The following is a 17867-nucleotide window of genomic DNA, read 5'->3' as shown; positions in this document are numbered from 1 at the left end:
CTCTCACGCCGCCTGTAGCCGTCGTGCCGGATCCCCGACGAACGTGACCGTCTCGCCGAGCGGTGCGCGGCCCGTGCGGGGGTGCTTCACCGTGACGTCCTCGTAGCCGATCGACAGGCCGCAGAAGAGGACCAGCCCCTCAGGGGGCTTCAGGACCTCGGCGACGGTCGAGCGGTAGACCGACCAGGCCATCTGCGGGCAGCTGTGCAGGCCCTCCTCGCGCAGCAGCAGCATGACGGTCTGCAGGTACATGCCCACGTCGGCCCACTGCGGCGGGCCCATGTCGCCGTCGATGTAGCAGAACAGGGCGGCGGGCGCGCCGAAGCACTGCCAGTTGGCGGCGGCGGCCCGCTGGCGCGCCTCCCAGTCGTCGCGGCCGACGCCGAGCGCGCCGTAGCGCTCCCGGCCGAAGGCCGACCGGCGCTCGCGGTAGGGCGACTTCAGCTCGGGCGGGTACATCGGGTATTCGCGTTCGTCCCAGGGGTCGCCCGAGGCCACGCGTTCGCCCGCGCGCCGCTTGAGCTCGGCCAGGGGCGCGCCGGTCAGCACGTAGACGTGCCACGGCTGGAGGTTCGACCCCGAGGGCGACCAGGCCGCGGCGGCCAGGACCCGCTCCAGCACCTCTCTGCGGACCGGCCGGCCGGTGAATCCCCGCACCGCCCGCCTGCTGGTGACCGCCTCGTAGACGTTCATGATCACACCTCGCCCACCGCGTATCCGATTCGTTACATATACGACGGTATCACATGTGATGGTATCGATCGATACTAATCTGGTGTGGGATACGCCACCCGGGTCAGCAGGTCCGTCAGCCGCTCGGCCTCGCCGGGCCCCAGGCCGGCGACCAGCCGTTCAGCCAGCGGCTCCGCCGCCGCCTGGGCCGCGCCGAAGAGCTCGACCCCCTTCTCGGTGATCTCCACGGCCCGCACCCGCCGGTCTCCCGGCACCGCCTTGCGCACGGCCAGCCCCATACGCTCCAGGTCGTCGACGACCCGCATGATCCCGGCCTTGTCCGACCCGGTCGCCGCCGCCAGGTCGCGCTGCACGGTGGCGCCCTGCTCGACCAGCACGACCAGCACGGCGAAGTGCCGCAACTCGATGCCGAGGGGCCGGAAGGCCTCGGACATCACCGTGACCGCGCGCCAGTGGGCCTGCCGCAGCAGCAGGCCGAGGGCGAACGGACCGGACGAGGGATGCTCAGTACTCATGAAATGATATTAACCGAGACATTCTCGTTCGATACTATTTCGCGGGCACCACGACCGTGCCGACCGCCGTGGTGACCACGAGGGGCGGGTCGAGCACCTCGCTCGCCGACGGCGACCGATCGGGCCGGGCCCGGCAGACCACCCGGGCCTCGAACGCCAGCGTCCTGCTGCGGGTGCCCACGCGGGTCACCTCCGCCGTCACCTCGATCACGTCGCCCGCGATCACCGGGGCCCGGAACTGCACGTCCTGGTAGGACGCGAACAGCCCCTCGTCGCCGTCCATCCGCACGCACACCTCGGTCGCCACGTCGCCGAACAGGCCCAGCACGTAGGCGCCGTCGACCAGCGACCCGCCGTAGTGGGCGTGCGAGGCCGGCACGTAGCGCCGGTGGGTGACCCTCATTCCCGCACCAGCGCGTGGACGAGATAGCTCGCCACCTCACCCGGGGTGGTGCCCTTGCCGAAGATCCGGTCGACGCCCAGGTCCGACGGGGTCACCGTGTCGAAGCGCGGGCCGCCCACGATCAGCAGCGGGCGGCCGAGGCCGCCGGTCAGGGAGGTCGGGTACTCCTCGGCGAAGGCGGCGGCCATCTGCTTGGTGTTGTGGATGTGCGCGCTCTTCTGGGTCACCACCTGGGAGACGAGCACCGCGTCGGCGTCCACCGCCTTCGCCCGCGCCACGAGATCGGGGACGGCCACCTGGGCGCCCAGGTTGTGGACCTCGATCTCCCGGTAGTACTCCAGGCCCTTCTCCCCCGCGAACCCCTTCACGTTGAGGATCGCGTCGATGCCGACCGTGTGGGCGTCGGTGCCGATGCACGCCCCGACGACGACCAGCCGCCGGCCGAGCCCTGCCTTCACCGCCGCGTTGACCTGGGCCGGGGTCAGCAGCTCGAACTCCCTGCCCTCGGGGGCCTCGATGCCCGCGTAGTCGATCAGGTGCGTCGCCTTGCCGTACACGATGAAGAAGGTGAAGTCGGGGCCCATCGCCTTGCTGTGCACGACGCTCGCCGGGTCGAGGCCCATCTTCCCGGCGAGCTGGAGCGCGGCCAGCTCGGCACGGGGGCCGTGCGGGACCGGCAGGGTGAAGCTGACCTGGATCATCGCGTCGCCGGTCGTGTCGCCGTAGGGGCGGATGATCTGTTTCATCGTCTCGACGGTCACGGGGCCGCCTCCAGGATCTCGGTCGCGGGGTTCACGTAGCCGGCCGCCTTCTCGACGACGCCGTCGAGGCCCCGGCCGCCGTCGGCGGGCCGTCTGGTCACCCCGAAGACGCCGTCGGCGATGGCGTCGAGCAGGCCGTCGTCGGCGACCCGGTGCAGCAGGTCGACGGTCTCCGAGAGCACCCGCGCGGCGCGCTCGCGGATGAAGGGCCCGGGGGTGAAGTCCTCCGACAGGTCCCCGGCCGCGCGGCGGACGTACCGGACGTTCTCCAGCGCGAGGTCGCGGTCGGAGAGCCAGGGGGTGTGGATGCCCTCGGTCATCATGCCGATCAGGATGATCGACTGGCCGGTCATCACCCCGGCCAGGTTGAAGAACGCGTCGAGCAGGTACCCGGCGAAGATGTTGCCGGTCATGTGCTTGGTCGGCGGCATGTACTTCAGCGGCGCGGCCGGGAAGAGCTCGCGCACCAGCTGGGCGTGCGCCAGCTCCAGGCGGAACGAGTCGGGGATCCGCGGATTGATCTCGAAGGCGTGGCCGAGGCCGAGCTGGGCGTCGGCCAGGCCCGCCTCGTGGCCGAAGCGCTCGTTGAGCAGTTGCGAGGCGACCACGGTGTGGGCGGCGTCGATCGCGTCGGCCGTGGTGAGGTAGTTGTCCTCGCCGGTGTTGATGACGATCCCGGCCCGCGCGTGGATCTGGCGGGAGAAGCGCTGGTCGACGAAGGTCCGGCGCGGGTTGATGTCGCGGAAGATGATGCCGTACATGCAGTCGTTCAGCATCATGTCGAGCCGTTCGAGCCCGGCCAGCGCGGCGATCTCGGGCATGCACAGGCCGCTGGCGTAGTTCGTCAGCCGCACGTAGCGGCCCAGTTCCGCCGACACCTCGTCGAGGGCGGCCCGCATGAGGCGGAAGTTCTCCTGGGTCGCGTACGTCCCGGCGTACCCCTGGCGGGTCGCGCCCTCCGGCACGTAGTCGAGCAGCGACTGCCCGGTCGAGCGGATGACCGCGATGACGTCGGCGCCCTCGCGGGCGGCGGCCTGGGCCTGCGGGATGTCCTCGTGGATGTCGCCGGTCGCGACGATCAGGTAGATCCACGGCTTCTCCGGGTCGCCGTGCCGGGCGAGCAGCCGGTCGCGGTCGGCGCGGTTGCGGTCGATCCGGGCGACGCCCGCCCCGACCGCCTCGCGGGCCCGCATGAGGGCCAGGTCCCGTTCGGTCCCGGCCGGCAGCGCGAACTTCATGGAGCGCCAGTTCTCGGAGGCGAAGAACGGCAGCGCGACGCCGTGTTCGAGGCCGACCTGGTCGCGGACGGCGTCCACGATCCGGTTGACCCACGGGATGCCGTCGGCGTCGGCGCCGGTGACGCCCGCCAGCCGGAGCACGGCCCGTTCGACGGAGACGGTCGTGTGCGTGCGGGCCATCTCGATGACCGGCTCGGCGGCGCGGGCGGCCAGCTCGCGCGCCCTGCGCACCACGGCGGGGTCGAGCCCGAGCTTCATCGCAGCCGCTCCTCGAACGCGGCCCGCACACCCGGCTCCTCGCGCAGCAGCCGCAGCGCCAGTTCGGCGTGGCCGGGGGCGTAGCCGTTGCCGATCAGCATCGTGACGTCGGCCCCGAGCCCTTCGGCGCCCAGCGCGGCGGCGGGGAACGAGGTCGCCATCGAGAAGAAGACCACCGTCCCGCCGTCACGGGTGGCCAGGATCGCGGCGTGCTCGCACCCCGGGACGTCCACGCACACGACCGTGACGTCGGCGCCCAGCTCCGACAGGGCCACGGCGTCGCGGGCGTCGGCGACCACCACCTCGTCGGCCAGCCCCTTGACGGTGGCGGCCTCCCGCTCGTCGAGCACCACCCCGATCGTGCGCGCCCCGGCCCGGCGCGCGGCGGCCAGCGAGAGCGACCCGCTCTTCCCGGCCGCCCCGAGCACCGCCACCACAGGGTCCCGATATTTCCGGACAACGCCCTCGGCTGGCTCGGATGCCCCACCGGCACCCACCTCACTGTCCCGATATTTCCGGACAACGCGGTCGGTCAGCGCGGGTGCGCCGCAGACGTCCATGACCGCGAGTGCCAACGGAACGGGCAGGTCGCCGGGCAGTTCCGCCGCGACCGACCGCTCGAACAGGATCGCGTGGCCGTCGCACGGGATCTGCTCCGAGAGGCCGTCCCAGGTCGTCGAGGTGATGACCAGCGGGGTCAGCGTCAGGGAGACCAGGGTGGCGACCCGGGTGCCGGCCGGGAAGGCCGGGCCCTCCTCGGCCACGCCGACCAGCATGCCGCCCGACCCGGTGACCGGGTTGTGCATCTTGCCGCGGGTTCGGATGATCTCCAGCACCTCGCCGCGCACCGCCGCGCCGTCGCCGTGGTGCTTGTCGTGCAGTTGCCGGTACGACGCCGCGTCGAGGTTGAGCCGTTCGACCCGGAGCCGGGTCTCCCCCGGCCACAGGCCCGGCGAGGCGTCGAGCCGCCGGGCCGCCTGGGGCAGCACGCCCGGTGGCGACAACACCCGGTGCAGCCCGATCGGAGAGGCCGTCGGCAATGGTCCCACCACCCTTCCCTGAGTCTCGACTCAGGAAAGCATCTTGTCCCGCCCCGGAACAAGGGGGCAATATCCGGGTATGTCCAGCACCCTCATCACCGTCGCCCCGACCGGCGCGGAATCGGCCAAGGCCGACGTGCCCGCCCTGCCGGTGACCCTCGCCGAACTGGTCGCCACGGCGAGCGCCTGCGAGGCGGCGGGCGCGGCGGTGGTCCACGTCCACATCAGGGACGCGGCGGCCCGGCCCACGCTCGACCTGGGGCTGCTCAGGGAGACGGTCGCCGCGCTCCGGGAGACCGACCTGGTCGTCCAGCTCTCGACCGGCGGGTCGGTGCACGACCCCTACGAGGACCGGCTGAAGGTCCTGGACGCCGCCCCCGACGCCTGCTCCCTCACCTGCGGCACCGTGAACTTCGGCGACGACGTCTTCATGAACCCGTGGGGCTTCGTCGCCGAGCTCTACCGGGAGACCCAGGTGAAGGGCGTCGTGCCGGAGTTCGAGCTGTTCGACCTCGGCCACGTCGCCACCATGAACCGCCTGCTCGACCGCTACGGCCCGCCCGCGGGCGGCCGGATCCACTGCGACCTGGTGATGGGCGTGCCCGGCGGGTTCACCGGCGACCTGCGCACGGTCGCCGCCGCCGTCGCCCAGCTGCCGGCCGAAGCGACGTGGTCGGCGACCGGCATCGGCCGCGCCTGCCTCCCGGTGATGTTCGCCGCCCTCGCCGGGGGCGGCCACCTGCGGGTCGGCATGGAGGACACCCTCACCTACGCCAAGGGCCGCCCGGTGCACGGCAACGAGGAGCTCGTCGCCCGCGCGGCCGAGGCGGCCCGGCTGGCCCAGCGGCCCCCGATGACCACCGCCGAGGCCCGCGCCTTCCTGGGCGTCAGACCCGCTCCGGCTCCCGGTTCGGCGCCGCCAGCTCCGTGACGGTACGCCGCGTCCGCATCAGCAGGTAGGCCGCGCCCGCGCCCCCGGTCAGCGCCATCAGCAGCGCCACCACGCCGAGCACGCTCCAGTCGCCCTTGACCCCGATGGTGTCGATGTCGCTCGCGCACACCTCGGGCCGCGTGGGGTTGTCGAGGTAGACGCAGGCGGTCGCGGCGACGGCGTCGGTCGGCCGGCCGCCGTCGGCCTGGCCGCTCAGCCGGAAGGTGCTCGTGCCGGTCGGCAGCAGCGCCTCCCACCCGGCGTGGGCCGCCGACAGGGTCGCCCCCTCGGCCCGCAGCTGGGTCAGGCCCGGCGGGAACGCGATCCGCACGTCGGCCTGGACCGGCCGGGGCTCCCGGTTGACCACCTGGACCGTGTACTCCACCCGGCCCGACAACTCGGTCACGCCGTTCTCGATGGTGATGGAGACACCGCCCGAGAGCAACGCGGTGAGAACGAGCGGAACGATCATGATTCCTCCCGGCGACGGTGACAGGACGTCACCAAGAATCGCAGGCGGTGACGGAACGCGGGCGAAAAGGCGCGCCGCGTTGAAGACGATCCGCACCCGGCCGAGGATGAGGCATGACCTTTCAGGACGAGCTTGCACAACTCCGTCGATCCATCCACCGGGACCCCGAAATCGGCCTCGATCTGCCGCGTACGCAGGAGAAGGTGCTGGCCGCCCTCGACGGGCTGCCCCTGGAGGTCACCACCGGCGAGCGGCTCACCTCCGTCACCGCCGTGCTGCGCGGCGGGCGGAGCGAGGGCGGCAGCGTGCTGCTGCGGGCCGACATGGACGCCCTCCCGATCCAGGAGCGGGTGCCGGTCGACTTCCGCTCGGCGGTCGACGGCGCGATGCACGCCTGCGGCCACGACCTGCACACCGCCATGCTCGTCGGGGCCGCCCGCCTGCTGTCGGAACGCCGCGACCACCTGGCGGGCGACGTCGTCTTCATGTTCCAGCCCGGCGAGGAGGGCCACGAGGGCGCCAAACTGATGATCGACGAAGGGGTGCTGGACGCCTCGGGCACCCGCGTCAAAGCCGCCTACGGCCTGCACGTCTTCTCGGCGATCGTGCCGAGCGGCTGGTTCGTCACCAAACCCGGCCCGATCCTGGCCGCCGCCGACACCTTCAACGTGACCGTGCGCGGGCGGGGCGGCCACGGCTCCACGCCCCACCGGGCACTCGACCCGGTCCAGGTGGCCTGCGAGATCGTGAGCCAGCTGCAGACGTACACGACCCGGGCCTTCGACGTGTTCGACCCGGTGGTGATCACCGTCGGCCAGTTCCACGCCGGCACGGCCGACAACGTGATCCCCGACGACGCCTGGTTCCAGGCCACGATCCGGGCCTTCTCCGCCGAGACCAGGGCGAAGGTCAAAGAAGGGGTGGTCCGGCTGGCGACCGGCGTCGCCGAGGCCCACGGGCTGCGCGCCGAGTGCTCGTTCGGGATCGGCTACCCGGTCACGGTGAACGACGCCGCCGAGGCGGCCTTCGCCGGAGAGGTGGTGCCGGAGATCGTCGGCGCCGACCGCTACCTGACGATGCCGCGCCCGGCCACCGGGTCGGAGGACTTCTCGTTCGTCCTCGACGAGGTGCCGGGCGCGTTCCTGGTGCTGGGCGCCCACGCGAAGGGGGCCGACCCGGCGACCTGTGCGACCAACCACTCCCCCGAGACCGAGTTCGACGACTCGGTGCTGGCCGACGGGTCACGCGTGCTGGCCGCCCTCGCGGAGCGGCGCCTACTTCAGGTTTAGGAAGTTCAGCCCGTATTCGACCATGTCGAAGCCGAGCGTCAGCTTCAGGCAGCCCCACACGATCGCGAAGGCCACCGCGAAGGTCAGGACCCCGGCGATGATGCGCACCGCCCAGTTCTGCCGCTTCAGCCAGTCGGTCGCGATGGTGACGTAACGCTTGGCGAACTCCAGCACCCGGTGGGCCCAGCTGAACTCGGTCGCCAGCAGGGCCAGCCCGGCGAACACGACCAGCCATCCCGGTCCCGGGAACGGCACCATGATGAGCCCGCCGATCACCATGGCCCCGCCGATCGTGCCGATCACGATCTTCAGGGTCAGAGCGCCCGTGCGGGTCGCGCGGAAACGGTCGAGCCGTCCCCTTATTCCACTGTTGTCCACCGCGACCGGCGTCTTCGGATCGACGTCGGGATCGGTGGGCCCGGCCATAGCCATATAGGTGTCACCCCCACGGCCAGCATAACCAGAGGTCTTGCAGCAGACTTTCAGCCAGATGGACCATTCGCCCTGATCCCTTGGTCGCATACCGACATGTCGTGATCCGCCCCAAGGATGGTCCTCTGAGAATGCGGGAAAGCGATTCGCGCCTGCGGCGGAGTGCAGATGTCAGATGACCGCACCGCCCGGGGGGCACCCATGACGGCCGATATCGGCGAGCAGGTGGGAGACGCCGAGCTCGTCGCCGGATTCCGGCGGGATCCGGAGGCGTTCACCCGCGTCTACGACCACTACTTCCGAGACGTCTACCGCTATGTGGCCGGACGGCTCGGCGAATCCGCAGCCGACGACGTCGCGGCGGAGACCTTCCTCACCGCCTTCCGCCTGCGGGCCAGGTTCGAACCCGAACGCGGGGCCCTGCGGCCCTGGTTGTTCGGGATCGCGACCAACCTGGTCGCCCGCCACCGGCGCAAGGAGGCACGGCACTACCAGGCGCTGGCCCGTACGGGGGCCGAGCCCGACACCGAGAGCCACGAGACCCGCGTGCTCGCCTCCGTCGCCGCCGGACGGCTGCACGCCGACCTGGTGCGGGCGCTGGCGTCGCTGAACCGGGGGGAACGCGACGTGCTGCTCCTCGTGGCCCTGGCCCAGCTCTCCCATGAGGAGGTCGCCGAGGCGCTCGGCATCTCCTACGGCACGGTCGGCTCCCGCCTGAGCCGGGCGCGCACGAAGCTTCGCAAACTGATCGGCAAGGAGTCGTTCCATGGATGACCTTGAGTCCCTGCGCGTCGCGCTGGCCAAGGACCCCTCGCAGGACACCGTCGACGAGGGCCGGCACCGGCTCATGAACGCCGCCCGCCGGCCCGCCCCCCGGAGGCGCGGCCTGCTGGCCGCGGGGGTGTTCGCCCTCGGCGCGTCGGCCGCCGCGGTGATCACCCTGCTGCCCTCGGCCACCCCGCAGCCGGCCCCCATCGGGGCGCGGCCCGCCGCGAGCACGCCGGTCCAGCTCACCGGCCGGCAGATCCTGCTCGCCGCGGCCGACACCGCCCAGCGGGCCGCCGAGGAGCCCGGGAAGTACTGGCACGTCGTCATCGAGCACCCCGGAACCGGCAAGATCCTGAAGGGCCGCGAGGACGAGACGTGGCGGGCCGAGTGGTGGTACCGCCGGTCCGACGGGCACCTGTTCGGCGGCACCCCCGACGGCAAGGCCATGGACAACCCGAAGTCCGGCGACTTCTGGGCGTTCGACCAGTCGTTCACCTACCAGGAGCTCCAGGAGCTCCCGACCGACCCCGCGGCGCTGAAGGAACTGGCGCTGAAGGGCATGCGCGAGGGCCTGAAGGGCGAGCCGCCCCGGATCGGCGAAGACGGCTACGTGGCCCTCTCGATGTCCTACCTGCTCTATGACGTGCCGATCCCGCCGCAGGTCAGGGCTGGCGTGCTGCGGGCCATCGCGGGGCTGCCGATCGTGTCGAACACCGGCGACGTCGACGGCGGCCACGGGGTGACCGTGGACGCCGGGGACTCGTCGTACACGCTGGTCGTCGACCCGGAGACGGGCCTGCTGCGCAGCATCGTCACCTCGCCCGACTACAAGATCGACATCGCCACCGCCGAGTGGACCGACGACCTTCCCGAGGTGGTTCCGCCCACCGCCGAGTGACGTCCCGGCACTCGGACCGGCCAGGATGATCGTTCATCCTGGCCGGTGGCCGTCGTTCCGGATCAGGCGGGGGTGCAGGTGAGGGCCGGGACCGGGTTGGTGCCCGACTGACTGGCGTTGAAGCCGAACGAGGTCGTGCCGTTCGGGCTCAGGTTGCCGTTGTAGTTCATGTTCGTCACCGTCTGCTGCGCGCCGCTGGCGGAGTGCACGCCGTTCCAGAGCTGGCTGACGGTCTGCCCGTTGGCCCAGGTCCAGCGCACGGTCCAGCCGGTGATCGCGCTGGTCCCGCTGTTCCTGACGGTCACGTTCGCGCCGAACCCGCCGGGCCAGAAGTTCGTGATCGTGTACGTCGCCGCGCAGGCCTTACCCGTGCTGGGAGACGGAGACGGGCTCGGGCTGGGCGACGGCGACGGACTCGGCGAAGGCGAGGGCGAGGGCGACGGAGAAGGACTGGGCGAAGGCGAAGGTGACGGGGAGGGCGACGGGGAGGGCGAGGGCGACGGGGTGGCGCCGGTGCGGTCGGCGTACAGGATGCCTCTGCCGTTGGTGCCCAGGTAGACGCGGCCCCAGATCCGGGGGTCGCCCGTGATGGCCTCGCCGATGTTGCCGTACTGGTGCTGGTCGTCGTTGATGCGCACCCACGACGCGCCCGCGTCGTCGGAGCGGAAGACGCCGCGCACGCCGTCGATCCTGGCGATCGTGAAGATCGCCATGTACGACTGCCCGGGGGCCGCCTTGCCGAAGCCGACGTTGTCCGACTCCTCCACGTTGGAGAGCTTCGTGAACGACGTCCCGGAGTTGGTCGACCGCCACAGGCCCGAGCCGCCGGCCAGCCAGATGTCGCCCTCGCGTCCCGGCACCGCCTTGAAGCGCGCCGACGTCGGCAGGCCGGAGGCGCTGGAGGCGGTGAAGGTCTGGCCGCCGTTGGTGGAGACGTAGAAACGGCCGTTGCTGAAGGCGTAGAACTTCGACGGGTTCACCCGGTCGGATTCGATCCGGGCGCCCGACGGGACCCCGCTGGAGGTCGCCCACGAGTTGCCGTACCCGACCGAGTAGACGACCGAGGCCCCGCTGTCGGCGGGGGCCCAGACGAACCGGCTGCCGTCGGCCGCCGCCGCGACCGTGCCGCCGTTGTTGATGCCGCCGGGCTCCGAACCCTGGAACCAGTTGGCGCCGCCGTCGGTGGAGAAGGCGACGTGGTTGTCGCCCGGCCTGTCGGACTCGGTGAAGTTGCCGACCCTGACCATCGTCGAGGGGTTCAGCTCGGCGTAGTCGAGGGAGGTCGTCGAGACGAAGTTGGGCTGCAGGAACATCATCGGCGGCACGGCGTCGAGGTTGGTGTGCCGGAAGCCGCCGACGTCGCCCAGGCCGGAGATCAGCGGGGCGCTGCCGGTGGGCGGGCTGACCAGGTCGAGGACGGCCGTCTCCTCCAGGCCCTTGACCATCGGCTTGATGGTGAGCTGCCCGCCGCTGTCCCACAGTTTCAGGTCGGTCGATCCGTAGATGGTGGCGCCCGTGCCGTACATGAAGCGGTTGCCGTCGAAGGGGTCGATCTCCATCGACTCGGTCATCCAGCCCAGCTTGGGCGTGACCTCGGGGGGTTGCGGGTTGGCTCCCCAGCTGAGCCACGGCGCGGAGCTGATGTCCATCTTGTAGCGGAAACTACGGTTCGGGTACGAGGTGTAGTCCCAGATCCGCGTCCAGGTGGCCCCCGAGTTGGTCGACCGCCAGAAGATCACGTCGGGCCACCAGGAGATCTGCGTGGCGACCATGATCGTGCCCGGGTTGCTCCGGTCGATCGTCAGGCCCGAGTAGCCGAAGTAGGCGTCGCCGCTGCTCGACGGGATCGGCGAGATCTGCGTCCAGGCGCCGGTCGCGGTGGCGTAGCGCCAGACGTCGCCCTTCGCGCCCGAGTAGGGCCCGGCGGTGTCGGAGGTGGCGAGGTAGAGGTAGCCGTTGACGTGGTCGAGCACGCCCTTGTGGGCGATGTAGCCGGTCGGGGTGCCGGGCAGCCGCTCCCAGGTGGAACCGCCGTTGGTCGTCCGGTAGACGGTGTTGTTCTTGTCGGCGACGCCGACGTAGATCGTCTGGGTGGCGTTGCCGGAGCTGCCGGTGCGCTTGTCGAAGGTGACCCAGACGACGCCGGGCTGGTGGCTGGTGTAGCCGTTGGGGTCACTGGGGTCGTCGCTGTAGTTGCCGGCGTTCGGGAAGGCGGTCACCTTGGCCCAGGTCGCGCCGTAGTCGGTGCTGCGCCACAGGCCGTTGCCCATCGGCGCGCCCAGGTAGAGCACGGAGTTGCGGTTGGGGTCGATCGCGAGCCGCTCCCCCATGCCCCGGCCGGGCATGTTGCCGCCCATCTTGAACGGCAGCGGGGTGACCGCCCACGAGTCGCCCTTGTCCGTCGACCGCAGGATCGCGCCGTTGTTCGGGTCCCACGAGTTGGTGTACATGCCGACGGCCGCGTAGACGCGGTTGGTCTGCACCGGGTCGGTGGCGATGCTGTCGACCCCGTTGTAGCCCCAGTTGGTGAAGCCGACCCAGTCGAGCAGCGGCTTCCACGAGGATCCCGACTGGTCCCAGCGGTACATGCCGCCGATGTCGGTCCGGGCGTAGATCAGGTTCCGCTCGGTCTGGTTGAACACGATGCCCGGCACGAACCCGCCGCCGTCGATCCGCACGTTCTTGTACGTGTACGGATCGGAGGCGACCGCCCCCGCCGGCGCCATCCGCACCACCGCCGCGACCACCACCAGGGCGACGATCGCGAGCAGGCTGACGATCTTTCTTCGCATGGACGGTTTCTCCTCCGTGAATGGATAACCGGCCATGCACGATCAGGTGGGGACCCTGACCGTCCGCCCAGCGCGTGCATGGAACTTGGTTTGATTACCAAACCAACTATCTCAGGTGGAGACCGCTGCGACAATGGACCACATGAGACCCATCACGATCGTCGGCACACCCGTCCTGCACACCCCGTGCCGCCCGGTCGAGAAGTTCGACGACGAGCTCGCCGCCCTGGCCGACGACATGTTCGAGAGCATGTACGCCGCCGAAGGCGTCGGCCTGGCCGCCAACCAGATCGGCGTCGACCTGCGCGTCTTCGTCTACGACTGCCCCGACGCCGACGAGGTCTTCCAGAAGGGCGTGGTCGTCAACCCCACGCTGGAACTGCCGCCCGCCGACGAGCAGGAGTTCGACGTCGGCGGCGAGGGCTGCCTGTCGGTCCCCGGCCCGCGCGCCGCCCTGGGCCGCCCCAACGTGGCGACCGTCCACGGCTTCGACCTCACGGGCGAGCCGATCAGCGTGGTCGGCACGGGCGTCCTGGCCCGCTGCTTCCAGCACGAGACCGACCACCTGAACGGCATCCTCTACATCGACCACCTGACGCCGGAGGCCCGCGAAGCCGTCATGACGGAGTTCCGCCAGCTCCAGCAGCCGTGAACTGGGACGACGCGGCCGCCGCCTTCGACGACCAGCCCGACCACGGGCTGCGCGACCCGTCGGTGAGAGCGGCGTGGGCCGCCCGCCTGGCCGCCTGGCTCCCCGCCGCGCCGTCCGACGTGTTCGACGCCGGCTGCGGCACCGGCTCCCTGACGCTCCTGGCCGCCGAGCAGGGCCACCGCCCGGTCGGCGTCGACCGGTCGGCGGAGATGGCCGGGCTGGCCCGCCGCAAGCTCGCCGGGGCCGGTTTCACCCCGGAGATCACGGTCGGCGACGCCGCCGACCCGCCCGGCCGCTTCGACGTGGTGCTCTGCCGCCACCTGCTGTGGGTCTTCGACGACCCCGCCGCGGTCCTGCGCCGCTGGGCGGCCGCGCTGCGTCCCGGCGGGCGGCTGGTCCTGATCGAGGGCCGCTGGTCCACCGGCGCCGGGCTGACCGCCGCCCAGGTGCTGAGCATGGTCGGCCCGCTGGCCGGAGACGTCACCGTCGAGCCCCTCACCGACCCGACCCTGTGGGGCGGCCCGATCCACGACGAGAGATACGCCGTGGTCGCCCTCCCATAGCCGGCTCCGATAGAACATAATTCGGTACATGACGAGAGCATTGGTCCTGGGCGGCGGGGGCATCGCCGGAATCGCCTGGGAAGCAGGGATTGTCACCGGTCTGCGCCGTGAGGGCGTCGACCTCGGGGCCGCCGACACGATCATCGGCACGTCCGCCGGATCGGTCGTCGGCACCCTCATCGCCACCGGCGCCGACCTGGAGAAGGCCGTCGCCCGCCAGTCGACCTCCGACCACGGACCGCGCCCGGTGGTCGACATGGCCCCGGTCATGCAGGCGTTCGCGATCCTCTTCGACCCGCACGTCGAGCCGAAGGAGGCGCGCAGGAGGGTCGGCGAGCTGGCCCTGGCGCTGCCCGTCGTCGACGGCATGGCCCGCATCGAGTCGGTCGGCGACCGGCTGCCGGTGAAGGTCTGGCCCGACCGCGACCTCCAGGTCACCGCCGTCGACGCCGCCACCGGCCAGTTCGTCGTCTGGACCGGCCAATCGGGCGTCGAGCTCGCCCTCGCGGTCGCCTCCAGTTGCGCCGTCCCGTGCGTCTACCCGCCGGTCGAGATCAACGGCGCCCGCTACATGGACGGCGGCGTGCGCAGCGGCACCAACGCCGACCTGGCCAGGGGCGCCGACGCGGTCGTCGTGCTCGAACCGCTCACCGGCATGGTCCCGCCCGAGCGGTTGGCGCGGGAACTGGAGAAGACGGGCGCGTCGCGCACCGTCTCGATCGGCCCCGACGCCGCGGCCAAGGCCGTGTTCGGCGACAACGTGCTCGACCCGGGCCTGTGGGCGCCCGCCTTCAAGGCCGGCCTCGCCCAGGCGCCCGCGGTCGCCACGCGGGTCGCCGAGATCTGGGACTGAGAGCCGCTTTTCCGGCAAGTATGGGGCGCATGAGCAACCCCGCCGACGGCGACATCCGTGAGATCAACCGCAAGACGATCGAGGAGTTCCGCGCCCACAAGGGCGGCGGCCCCTTCGAGGGCCGCGCCCTGCTGATCCTCACCACCCGCGGCCGCGTCACCGGCCGCCCCCACACGACCCCGATGATGTACGTCATCGAGGGCGACCACCTGCTGGTCATGGCCTCGGCGGCCGGCGCCCCGGAGGACCCGGAGTGGTACCGGAACCTGCTGAAGACCCCGGAGGTCACCGTCGAGGTCGGCGACCAGGTCTACATCGCCGAGGCCCGGCCCACGGAGGGCGCGGAGTACGACGCGGTGTGGTCGGAGATCAAGAAGAACTTCCCGTTCTTCGGCGAACACGAGAAGGCGGCCGGCCGCCGGATCCCGGTGGTGGCACTCGAACGTACCTGAACCGCCATTCACACAGCCCGCGACCGAGCCGTAGCGTATCGTTACGGCAATCGGCCGGACAAAACAGAACATGCATTCGATGGCGTGACAGGCGGGAGGCACTGGTCATGGCGCAGCCGGTCCTTAAACTGGGCACCGTGTCGGCCTCTGCGCCTCTCCGCGGACCCGCCGCGGCCGTCGCCTACCTGCTCGCGGCGGCCCGCACCAGCGGCATGCGCGTCAACCACAGCAAACTGGCCAACCTCCTCTACCTAGCCGACCTCAGCGCCTTCGAACGCGGTGTGCCGCCGGGGTCCGGAGTCGAGTGGCGATGGAGCGACCACGGCCCCCACAGCGTCCGCCTCGCCGAGATCGAGCGCGACCTCTCCGAAGCCCACGTCATCCTCGTGGCGGAGAGCGTCGATCCCTTCACCGGAAACCGCGAACGTGTCATCCACTTGATCGACACACCGGAAACGGCCGTCGACGACGGGATCGCCGAGATCATCGACGGCGTCCTGGCCGAATTCGGCCGGTGGTCGGCGAACCAGCTGACGAGCTACACCTTCCAGACGCCCCCCATGAGAATGGCGGTCGAGCACAATCACCGGCTCGACCTGGCCGGCGGGGCGCCGCTCCCCGATCTGGGTTCAGGTCTCGACCGGCTCCGCCGGTGGGTGGCCGACAACCCCCTGCCCGACCACGAGCCCGGCGGTGTCGACGATCTGGTCGAGGAGATCTCCCACCTCGCCGACCACCGTGCCGAGGCGACCCGCCACCTCATGGAGGAAGAATAAGTGCCGGGTCCCTATGTGGCCGGTGGCGTCTACCTCGTGAACGACAAGGTCGTCCGCCTGCTCCCGGAGGACAAGCGTGTCGTCCACGACGAGCGCCGCATGGTCGTCGTCGTCACGGGTGGAGGGCCGAACCGTGACCCCGACTGGCCAGTCGTCCTGATCTGCCCGATCTCGGGCTCGACGAGGCAGCGCACCGCCTTCGACATCCAGCTCGCCAGGGGTCAGGGCGGTGCCACCAAGAAATGCTGGATCAGGATCCCGGCGGTCCAGCCGCTGATGAAGTCGGTCCTGGAAGACCGGACCGGCGCCCTCGACGAGAACCTGCTGACCCAGGTCCAGGCGCGGCTGGCCCAGTACCTCGGTCTGCTCGACTGAACCCACGTGATGCGGTGAGGTTCGGGGGTAGCGGGGGTCCGTGCTCGCACTCGCTCCCCAGGACCTCCGCCTGGATGTCAACGCGCTGGACTATCTGATCCTGGCGCTCTACTTCGCCGTCGTGGTGGGCATCGGTTTCGCCGCCCGCCGCGCCATCCGCTCCTCCAGCGACTTCTTCCTCGCCGGGCGTGCCCTGCCCGCGTGGATCACGGGTCTCGCGTTCGTCTCCGCCAACCTCGGGGCGATCGAGATCCTTGGCATGGCCGCCAACGGAGCCCAGTACGGCCTCATGACCGTGCACTACTACTGGATCGGCGCTGTTCCGGCCATGGTGTTCCTCGGCATCGTGATGATGCCGTTCTACTACCGGTCGAAGGTGCACAGCGTCCCGGAATTCCTTCGAAGGAGGTTCAATCCGGCGACCCAGCTGTTCAACGCCATCGCGTTCGCGGTCGCGCAGGTGCTGATCGCGGGGATCAACCTCTACGCGCTGGCCCTGGTGATGGAGGCGCTGCTCGGCTGGCCCCTGTGGTTGTCGGTGATCGTGTCGGCGGCGATCGTGCTGGCGTACATCACGCTGGGCGGGTTGTCGTCGGCGATCTACAACGAGGTGATGCAGTTCTTCGTGATCATCGCGGGGCTGGTGCCCGTGGTGGTGCTGGGGCTGATCCGGGTCGGCGGGTTCGAGGGGCTCGGCCAGAAGGTGCGCGAGAGCGTGCTCGGCGACGGCGGGCTGCACACGTGGTCGACGACCGCGTCCACGGACAATCCGCTGGGGGCGAGCTGGATCGGGATCGTGTTCGGCCTCGGGTTCGTGTTGTCGTTCGGCTACTGGACGACCAACTTCGCCGAGGTGCAGCGCGGGTTGTCGGCGCGGAACACCAACGCGGCGCGGCTGACGCCGATCGTGGCGGCGTATCCGAAGCTGCTGATCCCGGTGGTCACGGTGATCCCGGGGCTGGTCGCGCTCGTGCTGTTCTCCGACCTCGGCAAGGACGGCGGGCCGGCGTACAACTACGCGATCCCGCTGCTGATGAACGAGTTCCTGCCCAACGGCGTGCTCGGCGTCGCGGTGACCGGTCTGCTCGCGTCGTTCATGGCCGGCATGGCGGCCAACATCTCGGGCTTCAACACCGTGTTCACGTACGACATCTGGAAAGGCCACGTGAACGGCGACAAGCCCGACGAGTTCTATGTACGCCTGGGCCGCGTCGCCACCATCGGCGGTGTGGTGGCGGGCATCGGGACCGCGTTCATCGCGGCCGGGTTCTCCAACATCATGAACTACCTGCAGGCGCTGTTCGCGTTCTTCAACGCGCCCCTGTTCGCGACGTTCATCATCGGCCTGTTCTGGAAGCGGATGACGCCGTGGGCCGGCTTCTGGGGCATCATCGCGGGCACCCTGGCGGCGTTCGCGGTCTACATCCCCTACCGGGCCGAGCTGATCGACCTGGGCACCGACCTGAACGCGTCGTTCGTCGCGGCGGGGGCGGCCTTCCTGGTCGACGCGATCGTGTCGGTCGCGATCACGCTGGTGACCACGCCGAAGCCGGAGGAGGAGCTGCGGGGTCTGGTGTACGGCCTGACCGACGTCGACCTCAAGGACGACTCCATCGCCGGGGACAAGGCGTGGTACCGCTCGCCCGTGGTGCTCGGCTCCGGCGCGCTGGTCCTGGCCGCCGCCTTCTACCTGCCTTTCCTGTAAG

General features: G+C 70.7%; 20 protein-coding genes. 11 read left to right on the top strand and 9 right to left on the bottom strand.

Annotation, left to right across the window (positions count from 1 at the left end):
- Positions 1-3: 3 nt before the first annotated feature.
- The 6 genes from AW274_RS35890 to kdd all read right to left on the bottom strand — a co-directional run bounded on the left by AW274_RS35890 (position 4) and on the right by kdd (position 4917).
- Entirely contained in the window at positions 4-693 is a 690-nt protein-coding gene (locus AW274_RS35890; protein ID WP_062442869.1) for a nitroreductase, read from the bottom strand.
- Between the two features lie 74 nt (positions 694-767).
- Positions 768-1208 carry a MarR family winged helix-turn-helix transcriptional regulator gene (locus tag AW274_RS35885; RefSeq protein ID WP_062442746.1) on the bottom strand — a complete coding sequence of 147 codons (441 nt, stop codon included), beginning with the start codon at positions 1206-1208 and terminating at the stop codon, positions 768-770.
- Between the two features lie 34 nt (positions 1209-1242).
- Entirely contained in the window at positions 1243-1611 is a 369-nt protein-coding gene (gene kal / locus AW274_RS35880; RefSeq protein WP_062442743.1) for a 3-aminobutyryl-CoA ammonia lyase, read from the bottom strand.
- Positions 1608-2357 (bottom strand): lysine 5,6-aminomutase subunit beta, encoded by a 750-nt coding sequence (gene kamE / locus AW274_RS35875; protein ID WP_198169568.1) that lies wholly within the window; start codon positions 2355-2357, stop codon positions 1608-1610. Before kamE ends, kal begins: the two co-directional genes overlap by 4 nt.
- Positions 2358-2368: 11 nt before the next feature.
- On the bottom strand, positions 2369-3868 hold the full coding sequence (gene kamD / locus AW274_RS35870; RefSeq protein ID WP_062442738.1) for a lysine 5,6-aminomutase subunit alpha: 1500 nt from the start codon (positions 3866-3868) through the stop codon (positions 2369-2371).
- Entirely contained in the window at positions 3865-4917 is a 1053-nt protein-coding gene (gene kdd / locus AW274_RS35865) for an L-erythro-3,5-diaminohexanoate dehydrogenase (RefSeq protein WP_232320651.1), read from the bottom strand. The genes kamD and kdd overlap by 4 nt, the downstream gene beginning before the upstream one ends.
- Before the next feature lie 70 nt (positions 4918-4987).
- Here kdd and AW274_RS35860 point away from each other — a divergent pair, with 70 nt between their 5' ends.
- Complete coding sequence (locus tag AW274_RS35860) at positions 4988-5839, top strand: beta-keto acid cleavage family enzyme (RefSeq protein ID WP_062442733.1); 852 nt, start codon at positions 4988-4990, stop codon at positions 5837-5839.
- On the opposite strand, the gene AW274_RS35855 is transcribed toward AW274_RS35860, so the two are convergent.
- The gene (locus AW274_RS35855) at positions 5796-6311 is read right to left on the bottom strand and encodes a hypothetical protein (protein WP_062442730.1); all 516 of its coding nucleotides are present in this window, start codon (positions 6309-6311) and stop codon (positions 5796-5798) included. The two genes, AW274_RS35860 and AW274_RS35855, sit on opposite strands and share 44 nt — an antisense overlap.
- Before the next feature lie 113 nt (positions 6312-6424).
- On the opposite strand from AW274_RS35855, the gene AW274_RS35850 reads away from it, so the two are divergent.
- Positions 6425-7600, top strand: coding sequence for a M20 metallopeptidase family protein (locus AW274_RS35850; RefSeq protein ID WP_062442727.1), 1176 nt, complete (start codon positions 6425-6427; stop codon positions 7598-7600).
- Here AW274_RS35850 and AW274_RS35845 read toward each other — a convergent pair.
- Complete coding sequence (locus tag AW274_RS35845; RefSeq protein ID WP_157520915.1) at positions 7586-8032, bottom strand: TIGR02611 family protein; 447 nt, start codon at positions 8030-8032, stop codon at positions 7586-7588. The genes AW274_RS35850 and AW274_RS35845 overlap by 15 nt on opposite strands.
- Before the next feature lie 201 nt (positions 8033-8233).
- On the opposite strand from AW274_RS35845, the gene AW274_RS35840 reads away from it, so the two are divergent.
- Together AW274_RS35840 and AW274_RS35835 are read left to right on the top strand one after the other, a co-directional pair.
- A complete protein-coding gene (locus AW274_RS35840; protein ID WP_062442721.1) occupies positions 8234-8806 on the top strand; it encodes an RNA polymerase sigma factor in 573 nt (190 codons plus the stop codon).
- Positions 8799-9698 carry a CU044_5270 family protein gene (locus tag AW274_RS35835; protein ID WP_062442718.1) on the top strand — a complete coding sequence of 300 codons (900 nt, stop codon included), beginning with the start codon at positions 8799-8801 and terminating at the stop codon, positions 9696-9698. The genes AW274_RS35840 and AW274_RS35835 overlap by 8 nt, the downstream gene beginning before the upstream one ends.
- 62 nt (positions 9699-9760) lie before the next feature.
- On the opposite strand, the gene AW274_RS35830 is transcribed toward AW274_RS35835, so the two are convergent.
- Positions 9761-12490 (bottom strand): cellulose-binding domain-containing protein, encoded by a 2730-nt coding sequence (locus AW274_RS35830; protein ID WP_062442715.1) that lies wholly within the window; start codon positions 12488-12490, stop codon positions 9761-9763.
- 142 nt (positions 12491-12632) lie between these two features.
- Between AW274_RS35830 and def the strand changes: the two genes are divergently transcribed.
- From def to AW274_RS35795, 7 genes are all read left to right on the top strand, one after another.
- On the top strand, positions 12633-13142 hold the full coding sequence (gene def / locus AW274_RS42475) for a peptide deformylase (RefSeq protein WP_369408693.1): 510 nt from the start codon (positions 12633-12635) through the stop codon (positions 13140-13142).
- Positions 13139-13705: a class I SAM-dependent methyltransferase gene (locus AW274_RS42470; protein ID WP_062442707.1), complete on the top strand. Its 567-nt coding sequence runs from the start codon at positions 13139-13141 to the stop codon at positions 13703-13705. Before def ends, AW274_RS42470 begins: the two co-directional genes overlap by 4 nt.
- Before the next feature lie 28 nt (positions 13706-13733).
- The gene (locus tag AW274_RS35815; RefSeq protein WP_062442704.1) at positions 13734-14558 is read left to right on the top strand and encodes a patatin-like phospholipase family protein; all 825 of its coding nucleotides are present in this window, start codon (positions 13734-13736) and stop codon (positions 14556-14558) included.
- Between the two features lie 29 nt (positions 14559-14587).
- On the top strand, positions 14588-15010 hold the full coding sequence (locus AW274_RS35810) for a nitroreductase/quinone reductase family protein (protein ID WP_062442700.1): 423 nt from the start codon (positions 14588-14590) through the stop codon (positions 15008-15010).
- 137 nt (positions 15011-15147) lie between these two features.
- On the top strand, positions 15148-15786 hold the full coding sequence (locus AW274_RS35805; RefSeq protein WP_157520914.1) for a Panacea domain-containing protein: 639 nt from the start codon (positions 15148-15150) through the stop codon (positions 15784-15786).
- Positions 15787-16161 (top strand): type II toxin-antitoxin system PemK/MazF family toxin, encoded by a 375-nt coding sequence (locus AW274_RS35800; RefSeq protein ID WP_157520913.1) that lies wholly within the window; start codon positions 15787-15789, stop codon positions 16159-16161.
- 40 nt (positions 16162-16201) lie between these two features.
- Positions 16202-17866 carry a sodium:solute symporter family protein gene (locus AW274_RS35795; protein ID WP_062442691.1) on the top strand — a complete coding sequence of 555 codons (1665 nt, stop codon included), beginning with the start codon at positions 16202-16204 and terminating at the stop codon, positions 17864-17866.
- Position 17867: the final 1 nt, after the last annotated feature.

The sequence above is a fragment of the Herbidospora daliensis genome (genome assembly GCF_001570585.1).
Classification (GTDB): domain Bacteria; phylum Actinomycetota; class Actinomycetes; order Streptosporangiales; family Streptosporangiaceae; genus Herbidospora; species Herbidospora daliensis.
The sequence above is the reverse complement of the archived record's forward strand: the minus strand, read 5'-3'. Positions and strand labels throughout refer to the sequence as shown.